A 24,991-nucleotide genomic window follows, 5' to 3' on the forward strand; every position below is an offset into this window, starting at 1 on the left:
TGAACCATGACTTCGGCTGCCGTTTCGGCTATCGGAACTCGTGCACGACCTCGATCTCGCCCACGATGTGCGCGTTGAACTCGGCAAGCTCCTCCGCCGGCACCCACAACTCGAGAATCGTCTCCCCGCCGGCCTGCCGCACCGGATACCGCCGCAGGAACTCCGCCTCGACCTCGAACCGCGTGACGTACCCCGCCCCGTCATGCTTGACGTTCCAGTCCCGAGCGATCTTCACCGCGTACGCCTCGATGAGCACCGGATAGAAGATCGGCTGCTCGGGAAGGCGAGGAGGCCAGGCCCGCCACCCCGACTCCCGCACCAGTTCCAACTCCACGGGCCCGGTGGGCCGCCACAGTGTCGTCGTCTCTCGCTGCCTGCTCACGGAATCGGTTCACTCTCCGGACACACGGCAAACCGCGGGTTCGGCCGGCCGGGGGAACGACGGTATCCAGGGACCGGCACACGGGCCACAGAGTTGTCGCCGGCGCGAAAGGGGCGGCGCCCCCGCACGGGCGCCGCCCCTTTCACACATCACCACCGCCGCCGCCCTCAGTCCCGCCGGATCAGCTCCGGATCGATCCGGCGCCCGACGAGGGGCAGCGCACCGACGGCGGCCACGGCCACCGCGCCCAGCGCGCAGGCCGGCAGCGGCGGAATCCCGGCCCCGTCCCAGTAGATGGCACGATCTTGAAGCACAGGAGGACACAGGAGGGCACAAGAGGACACAAACCACCCCAAGCCGAAAGGGCGGCACCCCCCGCACGGGGTGCCGCCCTCTCCTCGTGATCCGGAACCGCCGCCCATCGGTGAGGGTCGGTCGGGGACAAGCGGCGGTTCCGGGGTTCGGGGTCGCGGGGTGAAGCCCGCGGTGACCCGGTGGTGGTCTAGCGGTGATCGCTCCCCGTCGACTGCGAGGCCGCGCGCCCCGCCTCCAGGCGGGCGACCGGGATGCGGAACGGGGAGCAGGAGACGTAGTCGAGGCCCACCTCATGGAAGAAGTGGACGGACTCCGGGTCGCCGCCGTGTTCGCCGCAGACACCGAGCTTGAGGTCGGGGCGGGTCGCGCGGCCGGCCTCCACGGCCAGCTTCACCAGGGAGCCCACGCCGTCCTTGTCGATCGTCTCGAAGGGGGAGACTCCGAAGATGCCCTTCTCCAGGTAGGCCGTGAAGAAGGACGCTTCGACGTCGTCGCGGCTGAAGCCCCACACCGTCTGGGTCAGGTCGTTCGTGCCGAAGGAGAAGAACTCCGCCGCCTCCGCGATCTGGCCTGCCGTCAGGGCGGCGCGCGGCAGCTCGATCATCGTGCCGATCGACAGCTTCAGGGCCACGCCCGTCGCCGCCTCGACCTCCGCGATCACCGCGTCCGCCTCCTCGCGGACGATCTCCAGCTCCTGGACCGTGCCGACGAGCGGGATCATGATCTCGGCGCGCGGGTCGCCCTTCGCGTTCTTGCGCTCGGCCGCCGCCTCCGCGATCGCCCGTACCTGCATCGTGAACAGGCCGGGGATGACCAGGCCCAGGCGCACGCCCCGCAGGCCCAGCATCGGGTTCTGCTCGTGCAGGCGGTGGACGGCCTGGAGGAGGCGGAGTTCGTTCTCGTGGGGCTCCTGGCGGGACTCCGCCAGGGCCACGCGGACCGACAGCTCCGTGATGTCCGGGAGGAACTCGTGCAGCGGCGGGTCGAGGAGACGGACCGTCACCGGGAGGCCGTCCATCGCCGAGAAGAGTTCGATGAAGTCCTGCTTCTGGAGCGGGAGCAGCGCCTTCAGGGACTCCTCGCGCACGGTCTCCGTGTCGGCCAGGATCAGGCGTTCGACCAGTTCACGGCGGTCGCCGAGGAACATGTGCTCCGTACGGCACAGGCCGATGCCCTGGGCGCCGAAGCGGCGGGCGCGCAGCGCGTCCTCGGCGTTGTCGGCGTTGGCCCGGACACGGAGACGGCGCTTGCGGTCCGCGAAGGCCATGATCCGGTGGACCGCCTCGACCAGTTCGTCGGCGTCGTTGGCGCCGGCGTGCATCCGGCCCTCGAAGTACTCCACGACGGGGGACGGGACCACCGGGACCTCGCCCAGGTAGACCTTGCCCGACGAACCGTCGATGGAGATGAGGTCGCCCTCCTCCACCACATGGCCGCCGGGGACCGTCATACGGCGTCGCTTGGTGTCGACCTCCAGCTCCTCCGCGCCGCACACGCACGTCTTGCCCATGCCGCGCGCGACCACGGCCGCGTGGGACGTCTTGCCGCCGCGCGAAGTGAGGATGCCCTCGGCCGCGATCATGCCGTCGAGGTCGTCGGGGTTCGTCTCGCGGCGGACCAGGATGACCTTCTCGCCCGAACGCGACCACTTCACGGCCGTGTACGAGTCGAAGACCGCCTTGCCGACCGCCGCACCCGGGGAGGCGGCGATGCCTCGGCCGACCGGGGCGACCTTCGCCTCCTCGTCGAAGCGGGGGAACATGAGCTGCGCGAGCTGGGCGCCCGTCACCCGCTGGAGGGCCTCCGCCTCGTCGATCAGGCCCTGGTCCACCAGCTGCGTGGCGATGCGGAAGGCCGCGCCCGCCGTGCGCTTGCCGACGCGGGTCTGGAGCATCCACAGCTGGCCGCGCTCGATGGTGAACTCGATGTCGCAGAGATCCTTGTAGTGGTTCTCCAGGGTCTCCATGATCTGCATCAGCTGGTCGTACGACTTCTTGTCGATCGACTCCAGCTCGGCCAGGGGGACGGTGTTGCGGATGCCCGCCACCACGTCCTCGCCCTGGGCGTTCTGGAGGTAGTCGCCGTACACGCCCTGGTGGCCGGAGGCGGGGTCGCGGGTGAAGGCGACGCCCGTGCCGGAGTCGGGGCCCAGGTTGCCGAAGACCATCGAACAGACGTTGACCGCCGTGCCGAGGTCGCCGGGGATGCGCTCCTGGCGGCGGTAGAGCTTGGCGCGGTCGGTGTTCCAGGAGTCGAAGACCGCGTGGATGGCGAGGTCCATCTGCTCGCGCGGGTCCTGCGGGAAGTCCCGGCCGGCCTCGGTCTTGACGATCTTCTTGAACTTGGTGACGAGCTTCTTGAGGTCGGCCGCCTCCAGCTCGGTGTCGACGACGACCTTCTTGGCCGTCTTCGCCGCCTCCAGCGCCTCCTCGAAGAGGTCGCCGTCGACGCCGAGGACGGTCTTGCCGAACATCTGGATGAGCCGGCGGTAGGAGTCCCAGGCGAAGCGGTCGCCGCCGGCCTGCTTGGCGAGGCCCTGGACCGACTTGTCGGAGAGGCCGATGTTGAGAACCGTGTCCATCATGCCGGGCATCGAGAACTTCGCGCCGGAGCGGACCGAGACGAGGAGCGGGTCGTCGGCCTGGCCGAGCTTTTTGCCCATCTTCTCTTCGAGGGCCGTGAGGTGGGCGCTGACCTCGTCACGGAGTGCCGCGGGCTCGTCGCCGCTGTCGAGGTAGACCTTGCAGGCCTCGGTGGTGATGGTGAAGCCGGGGGGCACGGGGAGACCGAGGTTGGTCATCTCGGCGAGGTTCGCACCCTTGCCGCCGAGGAGGTCCTTGAGGTCCTTGTTTCCTTCGGTGAAGTCATAAACAAACTTCACGCCCTCAACGCTCTGAGCTACGTGGCCTACGTGGGGATCTTTGTTTTCCGACACAGGTCCCAACTCCTTGAGGACGCGGTGGCTGCCCTGACGGCGAGGAACATACCCAGATCGAAGGCCCCTGGGTACGTCCACTTGCGCGTCATGCGCCTGTAACCACCCGTCCGCCAGGAGATCGAAAGTCAAAGCTTGGCAAGGAACGACCCCGGGATGCGTTCACCTCTTGAACACACCCACCCCCAACAGGGCGCCGCAGCGCTCACATGAGCAGCAATCCATACAGCTGAGTTCGCCCGATGAACGATCAAAGGGTGGCACCGAGTGCCACCCCTTGAAGTCGCGGAACCGCCCGCAATTCGCTCATCTGAGCGCAACCCCTATCAGGGGTGGCGAGAATCACGCGGTTTCAGGGGCCCGGATTTCACCATGCGGACCGGTCCTCGGGACGGAAACACGCCCGTCACACGGGTCAGGAACGACCGCCCGCCGCCACGCGGACCGGGCGGGACCACCCTCCCGCCACACCGCTCACCCGTCACACGGACCGGGAAGCCGTCCACCCGTCACGCGGACCGGAAAGCCGTCCACCCCTCACACGGACGGGGAAGCCGTCCACCCGTCACACAGACCGGGCAAGGCCATCCACCCCTCACACAGACCGGGCAAGGCCATCCACCCCTCACACAGACCGGGCAAGGCCATCCACCCCTCACACAGACCGGGCAAGGCCGTCCGCCCGGCTCACACCCCCAGCGCCACCAGCCGCGCCTCGGCCCGCTCCGGCGCGTACAGGTACTCGACGACCAGCGCGCCCGCCCCGACCAGGCCCGCCCGCTCCCCCAGCCTGGAGGTCACCACGTCCAGGTGGGCCGTGGAGCGGGACAGGGCCCGCTGGTAGAGCAGTTCGCGTACGCCCGTGAGGAAGGGGGTTCCGGCCAGATCCCCGGCGATCATCAGAACGCCCGGGTTCAGCAGGGTCACGACCGTCGCCAGGACGTCCCCGACGACCCGGCCCGCCTCCCGCGCGAGCGCCGTCGCCCCGGGGTGCCCGGCGGTCAGCAGGTCCCGCACGTCCGATCCCGAGGCCGCCGGAACCCCTGCCTCCGCCAGCCGTCGCGCCACGGCGCCGCCGCTCGCGACCGCCGCGAGACAGCCGTACGAGCCGCACTTGCACAGCGCGTCCGCGCCCTGCGGGACCCGGATGTGGCCGATGTCGCCGGCGCCGCCGTCGATGCCCCGGTATATCGAGCCCCCGACCACCACACCCGCGCCGATACCCGTGGACACCTTGACCAGTGCGAACGCCGAGCAGTCGGCGTATCCGGCGCGCTGTTCGCCGTACGCCATGAGGTTGGCGTCGTTGTCGACGAGGACCGGGACACCGACCGGGCCGGCCGCGTGTTCGGTGAAGGCGCGGGCGAGGCGGCCTCTTATGTCGTAGCCGTCCCAGCCGGGCATGATCGGCGGCTGGACGACACGGCCGGTGTCGGTGTCCACCGGGCCGGGCACGGCGAGACCGATCCCGCAGACCGCGTCCGCCGGGCGGCCCGCCTTCTCCAGCAACTCGGCGAACCAGCCGCCGAGTTCGTCCAGCACGGCGTCGGGGCCCTCGTCGATGACCAGGGTGCCGGTGTGTTCGGCATGGATCTCGCCGGTGAGGGAGAGGACGGCGGCGCGGGCGTGGCGGGTGTCGAGGTCGGCGGCGAGGACGAGCGCGTGTGCGTCGTCGAACTCCAGGGTGATGGAAGGGCGGCCGCCGAGCGGGGAGTCGACGGGGCCGCCGACGCCCTCGCGGAGCCAGCCCGCGCGGAAGAGACGGTCAAGGCGCTGGCCGACGGTCGCCCGGGACAGGCCGGTGGCCTGCTGGAGCGCGCCACGCGTGGTGGCCCGGCCGCTGCGGACCAGCTCCAGCAGATCTCCGGCACCGGCATGACTGCCCACCTTCACGGCCCTTCTGCTCATGCCGCCATTGTCGCGGCCCCTCGGGGATTCATTCCCGCGCACCCTCTTGCGTTCACCAACTCTGCATTACATATTGAGTTTTGCGTGTTAAGTAGACGTAACCCTACGGTAGCCACTGCCGAACCGGTCGGCACCTTGTCCTCAGGGAGCCCTGCGTGGACCGCACCACCCAGCTCACCGCCCGTCGACCGGGCACCGCCGCGCACGTCGGCGGCGACGTATACGATCCGGCCGCACCGGCGGCGGTGACCGGATCGGCCGGTTCGCTGCACCGTGCGGCGGCGGAGGTGCTGGCCGCCAACTGGACGGGCCGGTCCACGGTGCCGTCGCGCAAGCTGTATCCGCACCAGTGGTCGTGGGACTCGGCGTTCATCGCGATCGGGCTGCGTCATCTGTCGCCGCTGCGGGCGCAGACCGAGCTGGAGACGCTGCTCGCGGCGCAGTGGGGCGACGGACGGATCCCGCACATCGTCTTCAACCCCTCCGTACCGCTCGACGCGTACTTCCCGAGCCCCGACTTCTGGCGCTCCTCGACCGCCGGGCGCGCCGCGGGCGCCCCGTGCTCCACGCAGACCTCGGGCATCGTGCAGCCGCCGGTGCACGCGCTGGCGGCGTGGCTGGTGCACCGGGCGGACCCCGGACTGTCCCGGGCGCGTGGCTTCCTGTCCCGGGTGTATCCGCGGCTGGCGGCCTGGCACCGCTATCTGCTGCACCGCCGCGACCTGGGCGGGGGCGGACTGACGTCCGTCGTCCACCCCTGGGAGCAGGGCATGGACAACAGCCCCACCTGGGACGCGCCCCTCGCCCGCATCACCCCGGCCCCAGCCCGCTCCTTCCGCCGGGCCGACCTCGACCACGGCGCGGCCGAGGACCGGCCGACGGATCTGGACTACGGGCGGTACGTGCGGCTGGCGGCGGACTACCGGGACGCCGGGTATACCGACGGACAGGGCGGGTTCGCCGTCGAGGACCCGGCCTTCAACGCCCTCCTCATCACCTCCGAGCACGCCCTCGCCCGCATCGCCAAGGAGTTGGGCGCACCGGGGACGGCCCGCCACGAGCGCGCGGAACGCCTGACGGCGGCGCTGGTGGAGCGGCTGTGGGACCCGGCGGAGGAGATGTTTTTCTGCCGGGACGTCACCACGGACGCCCTCCTCCCCGAGCGCGGCGTCTCCGGCCTCCTCCCCCTCCTGCTCCCCGGCCTCCCCCGCGACATCACGGCCGCCCTCGTCCGGACGGTCCACGGCCCGCACTTCGGGCTCGGCGACGCCACCCGGCTCGTGCCGTCGTACGACCTGACCGGCGAGGCGTTCGATCCGCACCGGTACTGGCGTGGGCCCGCGTGGTTCAACACGAACTGGATGCTGGAGCGGGGGCTCAGGCTGCACGGGGAGCGGGGGCGGGCCGACGCGCTGCGGACGGCGTTGCTGGAGACAGCGGAGGCGTCCGGGTTCGCCGAGTACGTGGACCCGTACACCGGCGAGGCCTGCGGAGCGCTCGGTTTCGGCTGGACCGCCGCGCTCGCCCTCGACCTGCTGCACCAGGACGACCGGGACCACGGCCACGATCGCGGCCGGCGGGACGAGCATGGGCAGCACCTCGACGGCCATGAGCGGCACCACGGACCGAACGACGGACCGAACGACGGACCGCGCCACGGACCGAACGACGAACGGCACGACGAACGGCATCACGACAACGAGGTCGTGTTCGGCATGAGTGACCAGGGAGGGGACCGGGAATGACGGACCGGCATCACCTGCTCGTGCGCGGCGGGACGTTCGCCGCCGTGAGCGACGGCGGCGACATCAGCGGGGTGCGGGGCGGCAGTTCACCGGACGGGCTGTTCGTCCGGGACGCCCGGCATCTGAGCCGGTGGCAGCTGACCGTCGACGGCGCTGTCCCCGAGACGCTCACACCGGTCGCCGACGGCGACACCGCGCGCTGTGTGCTCGTCCCCCGGGGCGGCCGCCAGGAGCCGCCCGCATACACGCTCTTCCGCGAACAGGCCGTCTCCGACAGCGCGTTCGTGGAGACGCTGCGCGTCACCAGCAACCGCCCGGTGGCGACGACCGTCCGGATCGCGATCACCGCGGACGCCGACTTCACCGACCAGTTCGAGCTGCGCTCCGACTTCCGCACCTACGCCAAGAGCGGCGTCGTCAGGAAGCGTGAGGTCCTCGACGACGGTGTGGAGTTCAGCTATCGGCGCGGCGAGTGGCGGTCCTGTACGACGGTGACGGCCGAGCCCGCTCCGGACAGTGTCGAGGAGACCGGGACAGGGGCGCGGCGCCTCGTCTGGGCCCTCGATGTAGCACCACACGGTTCGGTGGAGCTGACCTGCCGGGTGATGGCGCGGCCGCACGGCAACCGGCGGGCGCTGCGGGTACCGCGCTCACCCGCCGCAGTGCAGGACCAGCTCCTCGCGCTGGAGGGCGAGTTCATGGAGGGCGTGGCCTTCCCCACCGGCTGGCCGGAGCTGGCCGCGGCCTGTGCGCGCGGCCTCGCCGATCTCGCCGCCCTCCAGGTGCCGGCGACCGGCCCGGAGGGCGAAACCCTGCGCGTACCCGCCGCCGGAGCACCCTGGTTCCTCACCCTCCTCGGCCGGGACGCCCTGCTGACCTCCCTCTTCACGCTCCCCTACCGACCGGAGCCGGCCGCCGCCACGCTGCTCGCACTCGCCGCGGCCCAGGCGACCGAGGTGGGCGTGGACTCGGTGGCCCAGCCCGGCAAGATCGTGCACGAGGTGCGGCACGGCGAGCTGGCGCACTTCGGGCAGGTGCCGTACGGGCGTTACTACGGTTCGGTGGACGCGACCCCGCTGTTCCTCGTCCTGCTCGGCGCGTATGTGGAACAGACCGGGGACGTCACGCTGGCCCGCCGCCTGGAACCCCACGCGCGGGCCGCGATCGGCTGGATGCTGGACCACGGCGGGCTCACCTCGCGCGGCTATCTCGTCTACCGCGCCGACCAGGGCGGTCTCGCCAACCAGAACTGGAAGGACTCCCCCGGCTCGATCTGCTCCGCCGACGGCAGCCGGCCCGCCGCCGGCCCCGTGATGGCGGCAGGCGCGCAGGGCTACGCGTACGACGCGCTGCGCCGCACCGCCGTGCTGGCCCGCACGGTCTGGGAGGACGAGGTGTACGCGGCGCTCCTGGAACAGGCCGCGAGCGACCTCCGCGACCGTTTCCAGCGGGACTTCTGGATGCCCGGACACGGCTTCCCCGCGCTGGCGTTGGACAGCGAGGGCAGGCAGGTCGACGCCCTCGCCTCGGACGCGGGGCATCTGCTGTGGTCGGGGCTGCTGGACAAGGAGTACGGGAAGCTGGCCGGGCGACGGCTGCTGGAGCCCGACTTCTTCTCCGGGTGGGGTGTGCGGACGCTGGCCTCCGGGCAGCCCGCGTACCACCCGCTGTCGTATCACCGGGGGTCGGTCTGGCCCCACGACAACGCACTGATCACGCTGGGGCTCGCGCGGTACGGGCTGCACGACGAGGCGCGGGCGGTGGCCTCCGGCATGGTCGACGCGGCGACGGCGGCGGGGCATCGGCTGCCGGAGGTGCTGGCCGGGTACGGGAGGGACACGCATCCGGAGCCGGTGCCGTATCCGCACGCGTGTGTGCGGGAGTCGCGGTCCGCGGCGGCTCCCTTGGCGCTGTTGACCGCGGTGGGCGGAGCGTAGTCGCTCCGCTGGGTGAGCTGTTGGGCGCCGTTGGGGTGGTGGTGATTGGCGGGGTGCGGGTGCGTCGTGGCTGGTCGCGCAGTTCCCCGCGCCCCTGACAAGCACGGGGCTACGCCCCTTGCCTTCGGCCCACAGACCCGCCAAAAGCCGCCTGCCTCCGTCTCCGTCCAAGCCCATCTGGGGGGCGCAATCGCCGTTGAAGAGCGGGCGTTCCGCGGCCCGCAAGTACGTCGTGGCTGGTCGCGCAGTTCCCCGCGCCCCTTACGGGGCCCGGAGGCCCGCCAGCAGCCTTCCCGCCGTCCGCCTCGCCTCCGCCTCCGTCCATGCCCACTCGGTGGTCGTGGGGCGGTGGGTCGTCCAGGTGTCCCAGTAGCTGCGGATCTTGCCGTAGCGGTCGGCCACCAGGACGTGGGGGAGGCTGAGGAGGAGGGCCAGGACATGACCGTGCAGGCGGTCGGTGACGGCGACCCGGCCGGCGGTCAGCAGACGGCAGCCTCGGGCCAGTTGGAGGCGGGCGAGGCCGTCGTAGGCGGCGAGGAGGGCGGGGACGGCGCCGGGCGGGTCGCCGGAGCCGGCCCGGCACAGGGCGCGGGCCCTGCCTCGCCACAGCGCCTCCTTGGCCTGCCGCCAGTCGAGGTCGGCGCCCTCCCGGGCCCAGTCGAAGACGTAAGGGCCGCCCTGCTGCCCGCGGAAAGCGCCCGGCCCGGCCGGTGGGCCCTTCGCCGATTCCTTGTCCTCCCGGGCCAGCCAGACGACGTCATGGGCGACCGTGCCGCCGGCCAGCGCGTCCGGCGGCACGGCGAAGGCCAGGTCGGGGGCGAGCAGCGCGGGGGCCTCGAAGACCGTGCGGCAGCGGTGCAGGCTGTGCCGGTCGCGCAGCAGCAGCGTGAGGTCGGGGTGGGCGTCGAACACGCGGCGGGCGCGGGTGAGGTTGGTGTGGTCCGTGAAGTGCACGGACTGGGGCAGCTGGACGATCCGGCGGTCCGGGAAGTCGCGCAGCACCCGTTCGCGCAGGAGCTGGCTGTCCTCCCACAGGTCCCCCAGGTTGCCGCCGCCCGTCAGCATGATCGGGCCGTCCGGGAGACAGGCCGCCAGGTGCCCGGGGTCGTACGACATCAGGTCGCAGGCGTAGCGGACCTCGGCCCCGAGCGCGCCGAGCAGCGCGCGCTGGCCAAGCCAGATCGCGCTGTCGCCGACGTTGGAGTTCAGCGGGGCGCCGATGACCGCGCACCGGGTGCCGGCCGGCACCAGCCGGTCCAGGACGGTGAGGACGTACGAGACGTAGTGGGCGCAGTGCGGGACGTAGGCCGGGGGCGGGGCGTACGGGGCGGGGGGCCGGGAGGGTTTGCCCGGCTGCGCCGGCGGTTTCCGCGCCGGCCGCTTCGAGGGCCTCCTCGCCCGGTTCGCCGCAGGCTTCTTCGGTGTCTCATTCGCTCCGCACACCGAAACGCACTACCCGGACATTTCCTACTCATTCCGAGATGACGGAAACCGGCCGCACAACGACCGGAAAAGCGGCAGAACAGGGCAACCAGTCCTCCAGGCAAGCCCGTTGCTAACCCCCGGACGTGTCCAGCTCGGCTTCCTCGCCCACGCCCGCGCAGTCGTACGGGTCCTTGAGCCAGCCGTCCGGCAGGACGACGCGGTTGTTGCCGGAGGTGCGGCCGCGCGGGCCGTCCGCGCCGGTGGGCCAGGGCTGGTCGAGGTCCAACTCGTCGAGTCCGGTACGGAGTTCGGCGAGGGAGGAGGTGATGGCGAGACGTTTGCGCATCTCGGAGCCGACCGCGAAGCCCTTCAGGTACCAGGCCACGTGCTTGCGGAAGTCGACGACACCCTTGGACTCGTCGCCGATCCACTCGCCGAGCAGGGTGGCGTGCCGGACCATGATGTCGGCGACCTCGCGGAGGGACGGCGCCGCGATGTCGTCCGTCCGGCCCTCGAAGGCCGCGACCAGGTCCGCGAACAGCCAGGGCCGCCCCAGACAGCCGCGCCCGACGACCACCCCGTCGCAGCCCGTCTCCCGGACCATCCGCAGGGCGTCCTGGGCGGACCAGATGTCGCCGTTGCCGAGGACCGGGATCTCGGGGACGTGCTCCTTGAGGCGGGCGATGGCCTCCCAGTCGGCCGTGCCGCCGTAGTGCTGGGCGGCCGTGCGGCCGTGCAGGGCGATCGCGGTGACGCCCTCCTCGACGGCGATGCGGCCGGCGTCGAGGTAGGTGATGTGGTCGTCGTCGATGCCCTTGCGCATCTTCATCGTGACCGGGAGGTCACCCGCGCCGCTCACGGCCTCACGGAGGATCGCGCGCAGCAGGTGCCGCTTGTACGGGAGGGCCGAGCCGCCGCCCTTGCGGGTCACCTTCGGGACGGGGCAGCCGAAGTTGAGGTCGATGTGGTCGGCGAGCCCCTCCTCCGCGATCATGCGGACGGCCTTGCCGACGGTCGCCGGGTCCACGCCGTACAGCTGGATCGAGCGCGGCTTCTCGGTCGCGTCGAAGTGGATCAGCTGCATGGTCTTCTCGTTGCGCTCGACCAACGCCCGCGTGGTGATCATCTCGCTGACGAACAGGCCCTTGCCGCCGCTGAACTCCCTGCACAGGGTGCGGAAGGGCGCGTTCGTGATGCCGGCCATGGGGGCCAGGACGACGGGCGGGGTGACGGCGTGCGGACCGATCCGCAAGGAGGACACGGGCGTGGACATGGCCCCATTGTCACGCACATGGACGCATGCCCGCGATTCATTAGTTAGGCGCACTATTGAGTCGGGCGTACGATGGTCCGCATGCCCGAGCTCAGCCGCCGCCACCGTCTGCTCGTGCTCGCGATCTGCTGCACCAGCCTCCTGATCGTGAGCCTGGACAACACCGTCCTGAACGTCGCCCTTCCCTCGATGCAGCGCGACCTGAACGCGAGCCTCGCGGGCATGCAGTGGACGATCGACGCCTACACCCTGGTCCTGGCGGCCCTGCTGATGCTGGCCGGCTCCACCGCGGACCGGCTCGGCCGCAAGCGGGTGTTCATGGCGGGCCTGGTCGTCTTCACGGCCGGCTCGGTGCTCTGCTCCCTCGCCCCGAACCTCGAATCACTGGTCGCCTTCCGCATGGTGCAGGCGGTCGGCGGCTCGATGCTCAACCCGGTCGCCATGTCGATCATCACCAACACGTTCACGGAGCCGCGCGAGCGGGCCCGTGCGATCGGCGTCTGGGGAGCGGTCGTGGGCATCTCGATGGCCGCGGGGCCGATCATCGGCGGCGTCCTCGTGGACTCCGTCGGCTGGCGCTCGATCTTCTGGATCAACCTGCCGGTCGGTCTGGCCGCGCTCCTGCTGACCTGGCGGTACGTCCCCGAGTCCCGCGCCCCCAAGCCCCGCCGCCCCGACCCCGTCGGACAGCTCCTCGTCATCACGCTGCTCGGCTCCCTCACGTACGCGATCATCGAGGCGCCGACCGCGCCGCTCGCCGAGACCCTCGCCCTCGGCGGGGTCTGTCTCGCCGCGCTGCTCGGCCTCCTGCGGTACGAGCCCCGCCGCGAGGAACCCCTCGTCGAGCTGCGCTTCTTCCGCTCGGCGCCGTTCAGCGGGGCGACGGTGATCGCGGTCAGCGCGTTCGCCGCACTCGGCGGTTTCCTGTTCCTGTCGACCCTGTACCTGCAGAACGTGCGCGGCCTCGACGCCCTGCACGCCGGTCTGTGGATGCTCCCGATGGCGATCCTGTGCTTCGTCTGCGCGCCGGTCGCCGGACGGCTGGTCGGCAGCCGGGGGCCGCGGCTGCCGCTGCTGGTCGCGGGGGTGGCGATGACCACCAGTGGGGTGCTCTTCGCCGCGTTCGAGGCCGAGACCGGGAACGTCACCCTCGTCATCGGCTACGTCCTCTTCGGCCTCGGCTTCGGCTTCGTCAACGCGCCCATCACCAACACGGCCGTGTCCGGGATGCCGCGCGCCCAGGCCGGTGTCGCCGCCGCGGTCGCCTCCACCAGCCGCCAGATCGGCCAGACGCTGGGCGTCGCGGTGATCGGCGCGGTACTGGCGGCGGGCATCGGCTCGTCCTCGTACGCCGACTCGTTCGTGTCGGCGGCACGCCCCGCCTGGTGGATCGTCGCGGCGTGCGGCTTCGCCGTCCTGGTGCTGGGAGCGCTGACCACCGGGGCATGGGCCCGGGGCACCGCCGACCGGACGGCCGAACGGCTGGAGTCGCCCGAGGTCCGGCAGGCCGCCCCGGCTTCTGGCTGACCACCGCGCCGGACCGGACAGGCCGGCGCAGGACGGGAACGGGAACGGGAACGGGCCAGAACCCGGAGGGCGCACGCTTGCTTCCCATGGACCGGATCCGGGCGCTCCTGAGAGAGTGCGACGACCCCCACCACCTCGAACGCCCCCGGGACTTCGACCCGAAGACCTCGGCAGGCAAGTTCGCCGATCTCGCCCGCGCGGTCGGGGAACGCTTCGGGTCTTCCTGCCGGAGTGGTCTGCACCAGGACTCCAGTGCCTACGGCCTGATCTCGGTCCCCGTGGAGGCGACAGGCCTCGGCCGGCCCCTGCGGGTGACGCTGAGCAACTTCGGCCACTTCGTCATCGCGGAAACGGGCGACTGGTCCGAGCCCGATCCCACGCGGGGGCTGACCGAGGAGGTCGTGACCTGGCTCGACGAGGTCTGTACGGCGGCAGGGTGCGTCTTCGTGCCGCTCACGCTGCTCCAGGAGCCCTATGACGGGCCGTCCCTACCGGTCGGCCCGGAGATCCCCGCCGAGACATGGGCGGGGATCTCGGCCATCGGCGAGGACGACGGCGAGGACGAGGCGGAACCGCCGGTGGTCTGGGCGGAGCGGTATTTCACGTACATGTGACCCGAGTTGTGGGGTGTGCCCCGGGCGCGGGGCGCCGACCGCCGGGCGAACTCAGCGAACTCCCCGTCCGACTTCCCCTGTTGATGTTGGTCTTGCTGCACACTCCTCACGGACGCAGATCCCCGAAGCACGGACGCAGATCCCCGAAGTGTCGACTGGAGACCGGCCTCATGCAGCAGATCAACACGAGCAAGGTGAGCCGCTGGGACCAGCACGGACGGGAGCACATAGTGCGGGTCCAGCGCTCGGGAGTGCAGCGCACGATCAGATGCGACACCTGTGGCTGGCGCAAGGGCGCGCAGTTCCTGCCCTGGCTGAAGGCCGAGGAACACCTCGCCGAGGCGCACCAGGCGACGGTGGACCCGGCGGGCTCGTAGTCGCCCTCGGCAGTCAGGCCAGTTCGTCGAGGGCCTCGGCCACCTGGTCCATCACCCGCCGCCAGTGCGCCCGTTGACGCTCACGTTCCTCGGCGCTCGCCATGCGTTCCTGGTGGAAGACGAGTACGGTCCGGCCGCCGCCGGCCGCCGAGACGGCGACCTGGACGGTCGTCTCGCCGTAGGTGACGCGGATGCGGTCACCGGGCCGGTAGCCGCGCACCTCACCCGTGTCGCCCGCGTCGGTCTCGTACGCGGTGCCGCGCTCGGGAGTGAGCCGCGCCCCGGCCCCGAGCCACAGCTCCAGCCCGCGCGGTCCGCTGATGAACTCCCATACGGCGGCGGGTGACTGGGGCAGGGTGCGGGAGACGCCGACTTCCCACCCGGCGCCCTTGGTGAGTCCGGTGGATCGCATGGTCATGAGGATCACCCTTTCTCGTGGACTGCTGCTCGACCGGACCGCTACTCGACCGGCGCCGCCCCGGAGCGGCGCACGCGGTGGGCGCGGACCTTGTGGCGGTTGCCGCAGTGCTCCATCGAGCACCAGCGGCGGCGGCCGGGGCGGGAGGTGTCGACGTAGAGGAGGTAACAGCGGTCGCCGGCGCACATGCGGATCCGTTCCGCGTACGGCCCGGTGAGGAGGTCGACGGCGTCGCGGGCGACCGTGGACAGGAGCTGCGCCCCGGTCGCCGTACCGGCGGCCCAGCCCCGGGCGCCGTCCGCGCCGATGGCGGGGGCGAGCGGCGGTCGGGCGGCGGCTTCGTTGACGAGGTCGAGATCGACGGTGTCGGCCGGGGCTATACCCAGCTCGGGGAGGCCGCCGCCGACGACGCGGGAGACGACCGTACGGGTCAGCGCGTCGCGCAGCCCCCGGGCGTACGCCACGTCGCCCTCCGTGACACGCAGGGCGAGCGGCGTGGGGGTGAGCCGGGACTGATCGACCCATTCGACCAGGTCATCGGGGGTGTGCAACACCTCGTAGCGCGTCAGGGCGCCCGGACCTCCGGTGACGAGCAGCTCCAGGCAGAGGGCGCCCGGATCGAACCGGAAGACGTTCCCGGAGTAGGACCTCAGCCGGATGCCCGACACTCCCGACACCCCCTTCGAAGTCGATGCCCTGGACGACAAAGCCATGTAACCAATATAACCGGTTACATGACTGCCGCACTGAACTGGAAACTGGTCGTGGACACGCGGGACGCCCAGCCCCTGGCCGACTTCTGGGCCGCGGCGCTGGGGTACGAGGTGGAGGACCCGAGCACACTGGTCACCCATCTCCTCGCCACGGGCGACCTCCCCGAGACCGCCGTCACCGAGCACAACGGCCACCACGTCTTCCGCGGCTACGCCGCGGTCCGCCACCCCGACGACCCGTACGACCCGTTCACCGGCATCGGCAAGGGCCGCCGCCTCCTCTTCCAGGACGTCCCCGAACCCAAGACGGCCAAGAACCGCCTCCACATCGACATCCACGCCGGACCCGGCGGCCTGGACGCGCTGGTCACCCGCCTGGAAACCCTGGGCGCCACCCGCGTCGAGGAGTTCGACAGGGGCCCGGCGGGGCACTGGTGGGTGATGCGGGATCCGGAGGGGAACGAGTTCTGCGCGGCGTAGGCGCGGCCGACCGCTCCCCGCCCTGCCGTGCACTCCCCTGCCCTCCCCTGCCCTGCCGTGCCCTGCCGTGCCCCCGTTCCGGGGTGGGGGCACCCATCGACCCCCACCCCGGACCCGTCAGCCCTGTCGCAGCGGGATCGCCAGGTCCATCACCTGCCGCTTCTTCGGGAAGCCACCGGTCGGACTCGCCTTCCCCGTCAGCAGGTCGACGCTGAACACCTGCGCCCCCGTCACCGCGTATCCGGCGTTCACGCCGCTCCTCGTCGAGCTGTAGATGTCGAACCCGGAGTCCGGCGGGGTGTCGACGCCGAGCCTGCCGGTGGGGGCGAGGTTGCCGGCGTTGGCCGGGGACTGGACGGCGACCTGGTCCTGGGCGGTGTCGAGGTCGAAGAGGGTGGTCGCGGTGGTGGTGTCGAGGTCGTTGTTCGTGTACGCCGCCCCGGTCACCCCCTGGGCGGTGGCGCCGGCCGTGGCGGGCGGGACCGGCGGGTTGCCGAGGGTGCCGTCGACCGCCGTGGTGCCCGCGGCCGGGGCGCCCTGGGGGTCGTCGAGGTTGTGGCGGAGGTTCTGGCCGGTGTCGCTGATGACGCGGAGCCGGTTGGCGGCGGGGTTGAAGTCGACGCCGTACGCCTTGCCCTGGAGGGCGGCCGTGAGCTGGGAGACCTTGGTGGCCTTGGCGCCCACCTCGCGGATCGTGTAGATGCCGCCCTTGTCGCCGACGCCGTACAGCTTGTTGTTCTGGACGCGGTAGTCGATGCCGACGAGCCTCGTGTCGCCCTTGAGGCCGCCGACCTTGCCGAGCGGGACGGCGGCGCCGGGCCTGTCGACGCGGAAGACGACGAGCCGCTGGTCGGCGGTGAGACCGATGGCCTTCAGGCCGCTGGGCACCTTCGCCCCGCCCACCGGGCTGCCGCCCTTGGACTCGATGCCGGCCACTGCGTCGCCCTCCGAAGCCCCGGACGACCCCGCCGACGCGGACGATCCGCCCAGCGCCCCCGCCCCGACCGCGCCGACCGTCCCGATCGCCACCGCCATCGTGATTACGCCGATGATCGCTTGCTTGCGCATGTACGCCCCCGTGAAGATGCGCGGACCCGCCCCATGCGGGCCGTATGTCATCTCGTTCGGAGCGGCGGTCGGGGTGGATTGGTGCCCGGGCAGGATATTTCTCCCTTCGTTCCGGAAATTCCCCATGACGCTCCGTTGGACACGGCTCACCCCTTCTCGGAGAATTTGGGTTGTCGGCGCACAGTCACCTCCGCGCCGCCCGAGGAGGCGCCATGACCATCCGTATCGCCACCTTCAACGCCGAGAACCTCTTCCAGCGCCCCAAGGCCTTCGGTCTCGCCGACGAAGAGCGGCGCAAGAAGATCCTGGAGGACTTCGCCACTCTGGTCTCCCTCCTCGACCGTGATCCCTACACGGCCCCGGACAAGCGGAAGATCGCCGCACTGCTGGAAGAACACACCTACAACAGCACCCGGGCCGAGCCGCGTTCGATCATCGTCAACGAGCCCCGCGGTGGCGCCAAGTTGCACACGACGAGCAAGGGCGCGGACGACCGGACCGTCGTCAAAGTGATCGCGAACGGCCGTTCTTCATGGGCTGGTTGGGCCGAACTCGAGCGGGGCGACATCCGGCGGATCGCCGTGGAGAACACCGCCCGGGTGATAGCCGAGGTCGACGCCGACATACTGCTGACGGTCGAGGTGGAGGACCGGCTCACGCTGGACCGCTTCAACACCCAGATCCTCAACACCGAGATCCTGGGCGCCTCGTCGGGCGCCCGCCCGTACCCCTACAACCTGCTGGTCGACGGCAACGACAGCCGGGGCATCGACGTGGGCATCCTCAGCCGCTTCCCCGTCCGGTCCGTTCGCTCGCACATCTTCGACGGGACCGAGAAGGGCGGCGATCCGGTCTTCAGCCGGGACTGCCCCGAGTTCGAGATAGAGCTACCGGGCGGCGACTCCCTGTGGGTCCTCGGCAACCACTTGAAGAGCAAGGGCTTCGGCACGGCCAAGCAGAACGACGAGAAGCGTCTGAAGCAGGCCAAGGAGGTCAGGAAGATCTACCGGGAGGCACTCAAGCGCTCGGCCCACGTCGTGGTTGCCGGAGACCTCAACGACTTCTTCGACAGCCCGCCGATCATGGCCCTGCGCCGCGCCGGCCTGAAGGAAGCGATGACCCACAGGAGCTACGAGGGAACCCCCGGCACCCACGGCACCGGCAACTCCCCCGAGCAGAAACTCGATTACCTCATGTTCTCCCCAGAGCTGTGGGCCCGGGTCCAGGGCGTCGACGTCGAGCGGCGCGGCGGTTGGGCCCCGAGAACCTTCGAGTCGTTCGAGACCGTGACATCGAAGATCACCAGGGCCTCGGACCACGCGGCTCTCTTCGCCGACCTGGACCTGTAGAAACGCCGAGTTCCCCGCACCCCGTAAGGGGCGCGGGGAACTGCGCGACCAGCCACGGACAACCCGCGGCCGGTCGATCACCCAAGCCAGGCGGACGCGAACCCGGTTCCCACCATCACGCGCCGACGAGCCGACCCGCGAGGTATCCCTCGATCTGGTCGAGAGACACCCGCTCCTGCTTCATCGAGTCCCGCTCACGCACGGTCACCGCGTTGTCGTCCAGCGTGTCGAAGTCGACCGTCACGCAGTACGGCGTACCGATCTCGTCCTGGCGACGGTACCGGCGCCCGATCGCACCCGCGTCGTCGAAGTCGATGTTCCAGTTCTGCCGCAGCGCCGTCGCGAGCCCCTTCGCCTTCGGGGACAGCTCGGGGTTGCGGGACAGCGGAAGCACCGCCACCTTCACCGGCGCGATGCGGTGGTCCAGCCGCAGCACCGTGCGCTTCTCCAGCTTGCCCTTGGCGTTGGGCGCCTCGTCCTCGGTGTACGCGTCGAGGAGGAACGCCAGCATCGTGCGGCCGACACCGGCCGCCGGCTCGATGACGAACGGCGTGTACCGCTCGCTCGATTCCTGGTCGTAGTACGACAGGTCCTGGCCGGAGGCCTTGGAGTGGGCGGAGAGGTCGTAGTCGGTGCGGTTGGCGACGCCCTCCAGCTCACCCCACTCGTTGCCGCCGAACTGGAAGCGGTACTCGATGTCGGCGGTGCGCTTGGAGTAGTGGGAGAGCTTCTCGGCCGGGTGGTCGTACCAGCGCATGTTCTCCTCGCGCATGCCCAGGCCGGTGTACCAGTTCCACCGCTCCTGCATCCAGTACTCCTGCCACTTCTCGTCCTCGCCCGGCTTGACGAAGAACTCCATCTCCATCTGCTCGAACTCGCGGGTGCGGAAGATGAAGTTGCCGGGCGTGATCTCGTTGCGGAAGGACTTGCCCATCTGGGCGATGCCGAACGGGGGCTTGCGGCGCGAAGTGGTCTGCACCTGGGCGAAGTTGGTGAAGATGCCCTGGGCGGTCTCGGGGCGCAGGTAGGCGACGGAGCCGGTGTCCTGGGTGGGGCCGAGGTGGGTGGAGAGCAGACCCGAGAACTGCTTGGGCTCGGTGAACTGGCCCTTGGTGCCACAGTTGGGGCAGTTAACGTCCGCGAGGCCGTTCTCCGGCAGGCGGCCCTTCTTCGCCTCGTACGCCTCCTCCAGGTGGTCCGCGCGGAACCGCTTGTGGCAGGAGGTGCACTCGGTGAGCGGGTCGGAGAAGGTGGCGACGTGGCCGGAGGCGACCCAGACCTCGGGGGCCAGGATGACGGACGAGTCGATACCGACGACGTCCTCGCGCGACGTCACCATGTAGCGCCACCACTGACGCTTGATGTTCTCCTTGAGCTCGACACCCAGCGGTCCGTAGTCCCAGGCGGCCTTCTGGCCGCCGTAGATCTCGCTGCAGGGGAATACGAAGCCTCGGCGCTTGCTCAGGCTGACGATGGTGTCGATCTTGTCGGCGGCCACGGTGCTCTCTTCATTACGACGACGGGCGACGAAGCGCTGCGCTCCTGGAGGGAAGCGAACGCGCTTCAGAGCGAATGCCTCAGGTTACCGGCGGGGCCTCCCCTCCGATCAAATCGGTTCGGAGACGGAGACGGCGAGAGCCGGACAAAGGCCTTACCAAGGGCTTACCACCAGGCTTGTTGACAATCGTTTCCAGATAAGATGAAAATGACTGTCATGAACGTAGTACGACGACGACTCCTGATACCCGCGGCGGCGACCGCGGCCGCCGCCCTGAGCCTCACCACGCTCTCGGCCTGCTCCACCGACAGTGCCGCCGCCGGCAACACGGACAAGTTCGACGTGGTCGCGTCGTTCTACCCGATGGCCTTCCTCGCCGAGCAGATCGGCGGGAAGTACGTGAACGTCACCAGTCTGACCGAACCCGGCCAGGAGCCGCACGACCTGGAGATCAGCGCCAAGCAGACCGCCGCGCTCCAGGAGTCGGACGCCGTGCTCTACCTCAAGGGTCTGCAGCCCTCCGTGGACGACGCGGTCGCGCAGTCCGAGCTGAAGACGAAGATCGACGCCGCCACACTGACGGCCATGGAACACCACGGCAACGAGGTCGGCGGCCACTCGGAGGAGCACGACGAGCACGAGAACGAGGAACTGGCGGGCAAGGACCCCCACGTCTGGCTCGACCCCGTGAAGTACGCGGAGATCGCCAAGGGCGTCGGTGCCGCCTTCGAGAAGGCCGACCCGGACCACGCGGACACCTACAAGACCAACACCGAGGCCCTGGTCGAGAAGCTGGGCGCGCTGAACGACCAGTTCGAGAACGGTCTGAAGACCACCGACACCAAGGTCTTCATCACCACCCACGCCGCCTTCGGCTACCTCGCCGAGCGCTACGGCCTCACCGAGGAGGCCATCTCCGGCCTCGACCCCGAGTCCGAGCCGAGTGCCGCGCGGGTCAAGGCACTTGAGAAGATGGCGAAGGCCGACGGTGTGACCACCGTGTTCTACGAGACACTGGTCAGCGACAAGACCGCGAAGACCATCGCCGCCGACGCGAACCTCAAGACGGACGTCCTCGACCCGATCGAGGGCATCACCGAGAAGTCGCGCGGCAAGGACTACTTCTCGGTGCAGGAAGCCAACCTCAAGGCGCTCCGGACCGCCCTGGGAGCCAAGTGATCACTCGGAGGCAGCAGGCATGACCGAGCCCGTCATCTCGCTCCGCGGCGTCCGCGCAGAACTGGGCTCGCGCACGGTCCTGCGCGGCATCGACCTCACCGTTCACCGCGGTGAGGTCGTCGCGCTGCTCGGCGCCAACGGCTCCGGCAAGTCCACCGCCGTACGCACGGTGATCGGGCAGGTGCCGCTCAGTGACGGCGAGATCGAGCTGTTCGGCACCCCGCGCCGCCGCTTCCGCGACTGGCGGCGCCTCGGCTACGTGCCGCAGCGCACGACGGCGGCGGGCGGTGTCCCGGCGACGGTGACGGAGATCGTGGCCTCGGGCCGGCTCTCCCGCACCCGCCTCGGCATCCTCCGCAGGGCCGACCACGAGGCGATCCGGCGTGCCCTGGACATGGTCGGCATGGCGGACCGCGCCAAGGACTCGGTGAACGCCCTCTCCGGCGGCCAGCACCAGCGCGTCCTCATCGCCCGCGCCCTCGCCTCCGAACCCGAGCTTCTGATCATGGACGAGCCGATGGCGGGCGTCGACCTGGCCAGCCAGGAGGTGCTGGCCGCGACCCTGCGCGAGCAGGTCGCGAAGGGCACGACGGTGCTGCTGGTCCTCCACGAACTGGGTCCGCTGGAGCCGCTGATCGACCGCGCGGTGGTCCTCCGCGACGGCTGTGTCACCCATGACGGCCCGCCCCCGAAGGCGGTCGGCCAGCACGCGCTGCCCGGCCACGACCACGTCCACCCGCACGCGGCACCGGGCACGGAGCCGGTCCGTACGGGCCTGCTGAGCTGAGAAGGCAGACGGCATTCACGATGGAAATCCTCGACTACGCCTTCATGCAGCGGGCCCTGCTCGCCGCCGTCCTCGTCGGCATCACCGCCCCCGCGATCGGCATCTACCTCGTCCAGCGCCGCCAGGCCCTCATGGGCGACGGCATCGGCCATGTCGCGATGACGGGCGTGGGCCTCGGCTTCATGCTGTCGTGGTCCCCGGTCTGGATGGCGACACTGGTGGCCGTGGTGGGCTCGGTGCTGATGGAGCTGATCCGCTGGTACGGCAGGACGCGCGGCGACATCGCCCTCGCCATGCTCTTCTACGGCGGCATGGCGGGCGGTGTGATGCTCATCAACCTCGCGCCCGGCGGGACCAACGCCAACCTGATGTCGTTCCTCTTCGGCTCGCTGTCGACCGTGTCACAGGAGGACATCACCGCGATCTGCATCCTGGCCGCGTTCGTGATCGTGATGACACTGGCCCTGCGGCGGCAGCTGTTCGCGGTCAGCCAGGACGAGGAGTTCGCCCGGGTCACCGGCCTGCCCGTGCGCGCGCTGAACCTGCTGACGGCGGTCACGGCGGCGGTGACCGTGACGGTCGCCATGCGCGTGGTCGGCCTGCTGCTGGTGTCCGCGCTGATGGTCGTCCCCGTCGCCGCCGCGCAGCAGCTCACCCGCAGTTTCGCGGCCACTTTCGCGATCGCCGTGGCCATCGGGGTGTCCGTGACGATCGGCGGCGCGGTCACCTCGTACTACCGGGACGTACCGCCCGGCGCGACGATCGTGCTGCTCGCCATCGCCGTGTTCATGGTGCTCACCGCGCTGGCGACACCGCTGGCCAGGCGGCGCGCGAAGGCCCTGGAAGCGGCCGCCGGCGACCCGGCGGTCTGTGTGATCCCGAAGCCCGGCGAGGCCGCCGGGGCGGAGGTGGTCAGGGACACGGTTCCGGCCAGCCGGGGCTCCGTCGAGGGGTCCGCGGGCTGACCGGCGTCCGCCCGTAACTCATCGGGCCCGCGCGGACTGGCACAATGGCCCCCGCAAGACCGCTACGCGAGGAGGCAACGGTGACGACCGCCGGACCCGTACGAGGTCGTTCCACCCGACAGCGGGCGGCTGTGGCCGCAGCACTCGACGAGGTCGACGAGTTCCGCAGCGCGCAGGAACTTCACGACATGCTCAAGCACAAGGGCGACTCGGTCGGGCTCACCACCGTGTACCGCACGCTGCAGTCCCTCGCCGACGCGGGCGAGGTCGACGTCCTGCGCACCTCCGACGGCGAGTCCGTCTACCGGCGCTGCTCGACCGGCGAGCACCACCACCACCTCGTCTGCCGTGTCTGCGGCAAGGCCGTGGAGGTGGAGGGCCCGGCGGTCGAGAAGTGGGCCGACGCGATCGCCGCGGAACACGGCTTCGTGAACGTCGCCCACACGGTGGAGATCTTCGGCACCTGCGCGGAGTGCGCGGCGAAGACCGCGTAGGCCGGGCCGGCATCGAGCCTGGCCCCGGCTTCGGCCCCGGCTTCGGCTTCGGCTTCGGCTTCGGCTTCGGCTTCGGCTAGGCCTTGCGTCCGAAGCAGCGCTCCAGCTCGTTCAGTTCGTAGAAGGGGCTGTTCTTCGAGACCGGACGGCAGCCGCTCTTGAAGGCGGTCTCCTTCTCGTTGTAGAGCATCCGGACGAGATAGGTGGAGCCTCTCTTGAAGACGTCCCACTGGATGTTCGCGCCCAGCGGCGCCACGTTCGCGCCGCGCCAGGGGCTGTCGGCGTAGGTGTACGGCTTCCCCGCGGTCGCGGCCTCGGTGCTGCCGGGCAGGCCCATCAGCGCGGCAAGCGGAATGATCTCCTCGGCGTGGGTGAACCGCAGCTCGGCGCCCAGGTCGCTCGTCCCGTCGCGCTTGGCCTCGACCTGCTGGAAGAAGTCGTCGAGCAGGACGTTCGCCATCCCGTAGGTGATGTCGCTGCCGGCGAAGCTCGGGCCCTTCTCGTAGAAGTCCTCGGCGTCGCCGAGGTAGCCGAACCAGTCGGCGTCGCGCCGCGCGATGTACCGGTCCAGGTGCCAGCCCTTGCCTCCGGGGCTCTCCTCGCTCATCGCCGGGGCGATGGCGTAGAGGTTGTAGACGGCCTCGGCGGCGTCGACGGCGCTGCCGGTGGAGGCGAACTCACCGGCGGCGATCCGCCGCACGAACGCCGGCTTGAATATCTTCTTCAGGACGTTCTTGGCGGCGCGGGCCGTGGCCGGCTGGTCCTTGATGCTCTCCAGCGTGTCCGCCAGCCGCCGGTCGTTCGCCAGCCAGGTCTGGTAGGCGGCGCCGCCGGAGGACTTGTGGAAGTACAGCAGGTCCTTGTCGGTGCGGGCGGGGCCGATGAGCGGCTTGACGGCCGGAGCGGCGTCGCCGAGGGCGGTGGCGAAGGTGTTGCCGCTGTCGACGGCCCGTCCTTGCCCGGAGCTGACCACGTCGATCTTCTCGGAGCCCTGGGCGATCCGCCGGAACAGCCCCGGCAGCCGCTTCTCCAGCCGGGTGGCCGTGTCACGCATCTCCTGCCTGCCGCGCCCGCTGAGGTTGCCGTACCCGACCTTCGCCATGGCGGCCTGCAACGCACGCACCCTGGGTCCGAACTCCCGCCCGCGCGCGGTGAGTTGCCCCTCGCTCGACGCCTTGTCCCACAGCGCGAGGATCAGGTCGCCGTCCGAGCTGTCGGTCGCGGAGCGCGAGCCGTGCCGGGAGACGTTCTCCGTGAACACCGGGACGAAGCCCTCGGGCGCGCTCCGGTAGGAGCGGGCCTTCTGCTGCGGCGCGTACGTGGCCTTCGTCCCGTAGGAGAGGGTGGTGGCCGAGGCGTGTCCGACGGCGGCCTGCGCCGACAGCGGGGCGACCAGCAGGGCACTGAGCCCGAGGGCCAGGGCGGGGGCGGTGCGTCTCATGGTGGGACCGTTCCGTCATGGGGAGACTGTGAAGCCTGGGGAGGCTGGGGAGACTGTGAAGCCTGGGGAGGCTGGGGAGGCTGGGGAGGCTGGGGAGGCTGGGGAGGCTGGGGAGGCTGGGGAGACAGGGTGATCACCGGGGATCTCCTGCATGGTCCGCG

22 protein-coding genes are annotated in these 24,991 nt (G+C 70.6%); 11 read left to right on the forward strand and 11 right to left on the reverse strand.

Annotated elements, in window-relative coordinates; translation table 11 throughout:
- Positions 1-28: 28 nt before the first annotated feature.
- From OG858_RS14960 to OG858_RS14975, 4 genes are all read right to left on the reverse strand, one after another.
- The gene (locus tag OG858_RS14960) at positions 29-382 is read right to left on the reverse strand and encodes a hypothetical protein (protein WP_319259555.1); all 354 of its coding nucleotides are present in this window, start codon (positions 380-382) and stop codon (positions 29-31) included.
- Between the two features lie 167 nt (positions 383-549).
- Positions 550-696, reverse strand: coding sequence for a hypothetical protein (locus tag OG858_RS14965; RefSeq protein ID WP_319064774.1), 147 nt, complete (start codon positions 694-696; stop codon positions 550-552).
- Between the two features lie 188 nt (positions 697-884).
- Positions 885-3,632, reverse strand: coding sequence for a pyruvate, phosphate dikinase (ppdK, locus tag OG858_RS14970; RefSeq protein WP_408059403.1), 2,748 nt, complete (start codon positions 3,630-3,632; stop codon positions 885-887).
- 687 nt (positions 3,633-4,319) lie between these two features.
- Entirely contained in the window at positions 4,320-5,540 is a 1,221-nt protein-coding gene (locus OG858_RS14975; RefSeq protein ID WP_179201053.1) for an ROK family protein, read from the reverse strand.
- Between the two features lie 155 nt (positions 5,541-5,695).
- Between OG858_RS14975 and OG858_RS14980 the strand changes: the two genes are divergently transcribed.
- The gene (locus OG858_RS14980) at positions 5,696-7,285 is read left to right on the forward strand and encodes an MGH1-like glycoside hydrolase domain-containing protein (protein WP_319259562.1); all 1,590 of its coding nucleotides are present in this window, start codon (positions 5,696-5,698) and stop codon (positions 7,283-7,285) included.
- Entirely contained in the window at positions 7,282-9,222 is a 1,941-nt protein-coding gene (locus OG858_RS14985) for an amylo-alpha-1,6-glucosidase (RefSeq protein ID WP_319259565.1), read from the forward strand. The genes OG858_RS14980 and OG858_RS14985 overlap by 4 nt, the downstream gene beginning before the upstream one ends.
- Before the next feature lie 261 nt (positions 9,223-9,483).
- On the opposite strand, the gene OG858_RS14990 is transcribed toward OG858_RS14985, so the two are convergent.
- Both OG858_RS14990 and dusB read right to left on the reverse strand, forming a co-directional pair.
- Positions 9,484-10,665, reverse strand: a complete 1,182-nt coding sequence (locus tag OG858_RS14990) for a polysaccharide pyruvyl transferase family protein (RefSeq protein WP_328544795.1) — start codon at positions 10,663-10,665, stop codon at positions 9,484-9,486.
- A 112-nt stretch (positions 10,666-10,777) separates the two neighbouring features.
- Positions 10,778-11,920, reverse strand: a complete 1,143-nt coding sequence (dusB, locus tag OG858_RS14995; protein WP_086752749.1) for a tRNA dihydrouridine synthase DusB — start codon at positions 11,918-11,920, stop codon at positions 10,778-10,780.
- Between the two features lie 81 nt (positions 11,921-12,001).
- On the opposite strand from dusB, the gene OG858_RS15000 reads away from it, so the two are divergent.
- The 3 genes from OG858_RS15000 to OG858_RS15010 all read left to right on the forward strand — a co-directional run bounded on the left by OG858_RS15000 (position 12,002) and on the right by OG858_RS15010 (position 14,438).
- Positions 12,002-13,447, forward strand: coding sequence for an MFS transporter (locus OG858_RS15000; RefSeq protein ID WP_328544794.1), 1,446 nt, complete (start codon positions 12,002-12,004; stop codon positions 13,445-13,447).
- A gap of 86 nt (positions 13,448-13,533) precedes the next feature.
- Positions 13,534-14,061: a hypothetical protein gene (locus tag OG858_RS15005; protein ID WP_319259569.1), complete on the forward strand. Its 528-nt coding sequence runs from the start codon at positions 13,534-13,536 to the stop codon at positions 14,059-14,061.
- Positions 14,062-14,231: 170 nt separating this feature from the next.
- Entirely contained in the window at positions 14,232-14,438 is a 207-nt protein-coding gene (locus OG858_RS15010; RefSeq protein WP_037699770.1) for a hypothetical protein, read from the forward strand.
- A 13-nt stretch (positions 14,439-14,451) separates the two neighbouring features.
- Here the strand turns inward: OG858_RS15010 and OG858_RS15015 are convergent, their stop codons facing one another.
- Together OG858_RS15015 and OG858_RS15020 are read right to left on the reverse strand one after the other, a co-directional pair.
- On the reverse strand, positions 14,452-14,856 hold the full coding sequence (locus OG858_RS15015) for an SRPBCC domain-containing protein (RefSeq protein WP_256960262.1): 405 nt from the start codon (positions 14,854-14,856) through the stop codon (positions 14,452-14,454).
- 41 nt (positions 14,857-14,897) lie between these two features.
- The gene (locus OG858_RS15020; RefSeq protein WP_319064781.1) at positions 14,898-15,569 is read right to left on the reverse strand and encodes a CGNR zinc finger domain-containing protein; all 672 of its coding nucleotides are present in this window, start codon (positions 15,567-15,569) and stop codon (positions 14,898-14,900) included.
- Between the two features lie 21 nt (positions 15,570-15,590).
- Between OG858_RS15020 and OG858_RS15025 the strand changes: the two genes are divergently transcribed.
- Positions 15,591-16,049 (forward strand): VOC family protein, encoded by a 459-nt coding sequence (locus OG858_RS15025; RefSeq protein WP_086747285.1) that lies wholly within the window; start codon positions 15,591-15,593, stop codon positions 16,047-16,049.
- A 117-nt stretch (positions 16,050-16,166) separates the two neighbouring features.
- Here OG858_RS15025 and OG858_RS15030 read toward each other — a convergent pair whose 3' ends face one another.
- Entirely contained in the window at positions 16,167-17,117 is a 951-nt protein-coding gene (locus tag OG858_RS15030; protein ID WP_328544793.1) for a DUF4394 domain-containing protein, read from the reverse strand.
- Between the two features lie 212 nt (positions 17,118-17,329).
- Here OG858_RS15030 and OG858_RS15035 point away from each other — a divergent pair, with 212 nt between their 5' ends.
- A complete protein-coding gene (locus tag OG858_RS15035) occupies positions 17,330-18,466 on the forward strand; it encodes an endonuclease/exonuclease/phosphatase family protein (protein ID WP_086747284.1) in 1,137 nt (378 codons plus the stop codon).
- Positions 18,467-18,581: 115 nt separating this feature from the next.
- On the opposite strand, the gene OG858_RS15040 is transcribed toward OG858_RS15035, so the two are convergent.
- Positions 18,582-19,964 (reverse strand): glycine--tRNA ligase, encoded by a 1,383-nt coding sequence (locus OG858_RS15040; RefSeq protein ID WP_037699777.1) that lies wholly within the window; start codon positions 19,962-19,964, stop codon positions 18,582-18,584.
- Between the two features lie 216 nt (positions 19,965-20,180).
- Between OG858_RS15040 and OG858_RS15045 the strand changes: the two genes are divergently transcribed.
- The 4 genes from OG858_RS15045 (at position 20,181) to OG858_RS15060 (ending at position 23,389) form a co-directional block, all read left to right on the forward strand.
- Positions 20,181-21,143, forward strand: coding sequence for a metal ABC transporter substrate-binding protein (locus tag OG858_RS15045; RefSeq protein ID WP_086747283.1), 963 nt, complete (start codon positions 20,181-20,183; stop codon positions 21,141-21,143).
- 19 nt (positions 21,144-21,162) lie between these two features.
- The gene (locus tag OG858_RS15050) at positions 21,163-21,930 is read left to right on the forward strand and encodes a metal ABC transporter ATP-binding protein (RefSeq protein ID WP_319123774.1); all 768 of its coding nucleotides are present in this window, start codon (positions 21,163-21,165) and stop codon (positions 21,928-21,930) included.
- Between the two features lie 20 nt (positions 21,931-21,950).
- On the forward strand, positions 21,951-22,895 hold the full coding sequence (locus OG858_RS15055; protein ID WP_086747281.1) for a metal ABC transporter permease: 945 nt from the start codon (positions 21,951-21,953) through the stop codon (positions 22,893-22,895).
- Between the two features lie 80 nt (positions 22,896-22,975).
- Entirely contained in the window at positions 22,976-23,389 is a 414-nt protein-coding gene (locus OG858_RS15060) for a Fur family transcriptional regulator (RefSeq protein WP_037699787.1), read from the forward strand.
- 76 nt (positions 23,390-23,465) lie between these two features.
- Here the strand turns inward: OG858_RS15060 and OG858_RS15065 are convergent, their stop codons facing one another.
- Entirely contained in the window at positions 23,466-24,830 is a 1,365-nt protein-coding gene (locus OG858_RS15065; RefSeq protein WP_327724021.1) for a histidine-type phosphatase, read from the reverse strand.
- Positions 24,831-24,991: the final 161 nt, after the last annotated feature.

The organism is Streptomyces europaeiscabiei (assembly GCF_036346855.1).
Taxonomy (GTDB): Bacteria; Actinomycetota; Actinomycetes; order Streptomycetales; family Streptomycetaceae; genus Streptomyces; species Streptomyces europaeiscabiei.

Coding starts and splice junctions, on each gene's coding strand:
- OG858_RS14975 (WP_179201053.1), bottom strand. CDS start 5,540: ATGAGCAGAAGGGCCGTGAAGGTGGGCAGTCATGCCGGTGCCGGAGAT.
- OG858_RS14985 (WP_319259565.1), top strand. CDS start 7,282: ATGACGGACCGGCATCACCTGCTCGTGCGCGGCGGGACGTTCGCCGCC.
- dusB (WP_086752749.1), bottom strand. CDS start 11,920: ATGTCCACGCCCGTGTCCTCCTTGCGGATCGGTCCGCACGCCGTCACC.
- OG858_RS15000 (WP_328544794.1), top strand. CDS start 12,002: ATGCCCGAGCTCAGCCGCCGCCACCGTCTGCTCGTGCTCGCGATCTGC.
- OG858_RS15005 (WP_319259569.1), top strand. CDS start 13,534: ATGGACCGGATCCGGGCGCTCCTGAGAGAGTGCGACGACCCCCACCAC.
- OG858_RS15010 (WP_037699770.1), top strand. CDS start 14,232: ATGCAGCAGATCAACACGAGCAAGGTGAGCCGCTGGGACCAGCACGGA.
- OG858_RS15015 (WP_256960262.1), bottom strand. CDS start 14,856: ATGACCATGCGATCCACCGGACTCACCAAGGGCGCCGGGTGGGAAGTC.
- OG858_RS15020 (WP_319064781.1), bottom strand. CDS start 15,569: ATGGCTTTGTCGTCCAGGGCATCGACTTCGAAGGGGGTGTCGGGAGTG.
- OG858_RS15025 (WP_086747285.1), top strand. CDS start 15,591: ATGACTGCCGCACTGAACTGGAAACTGGTCGTGGACACGCGGGACGCC.
- OG858_RS15030 (WP_328544793.1), bottom strand. CDS start 17,117: ATGCGCAAGCAAGCGATCATCGGCGTAATCACGATGGCGGTGGCGATC.
- OG858_RS15035 (WP_086747284.1), top strand. CDS start 17,330: ATGACCATCCGTATCGCCACCTTCAACGCCGAGAACCTCTTCCAGCGC.
- OG858_RS15045 (WP_086747283.1), top strand. CDS start 20,181: ATGAACGTAGTACGACGACGACTCCTGATACCCGCGGCGGCGACCGCG.
- OG858_RS15050 (WP_319123774.1), top strand. CDS start 21,163: ATGACCGAGCCCGTCATCTCGCTCCGCGGCGTCCGCGCAGAACTGGGC.
- OG858_RS15055 (WP_086747281.1), top strand. CDS start 21,951: ATGGAAATCCTCGACTACGCCTTCATGCAGCGGGCCCTGCTCGCCGCC.
- OG858_RS15065 (WP_327724021.1), bottom strand. CDS start 24,830: ATGAGACGCACCGCCCCCGCCCTGGCCCTCGGGCTCAGTGCCCTGCTG.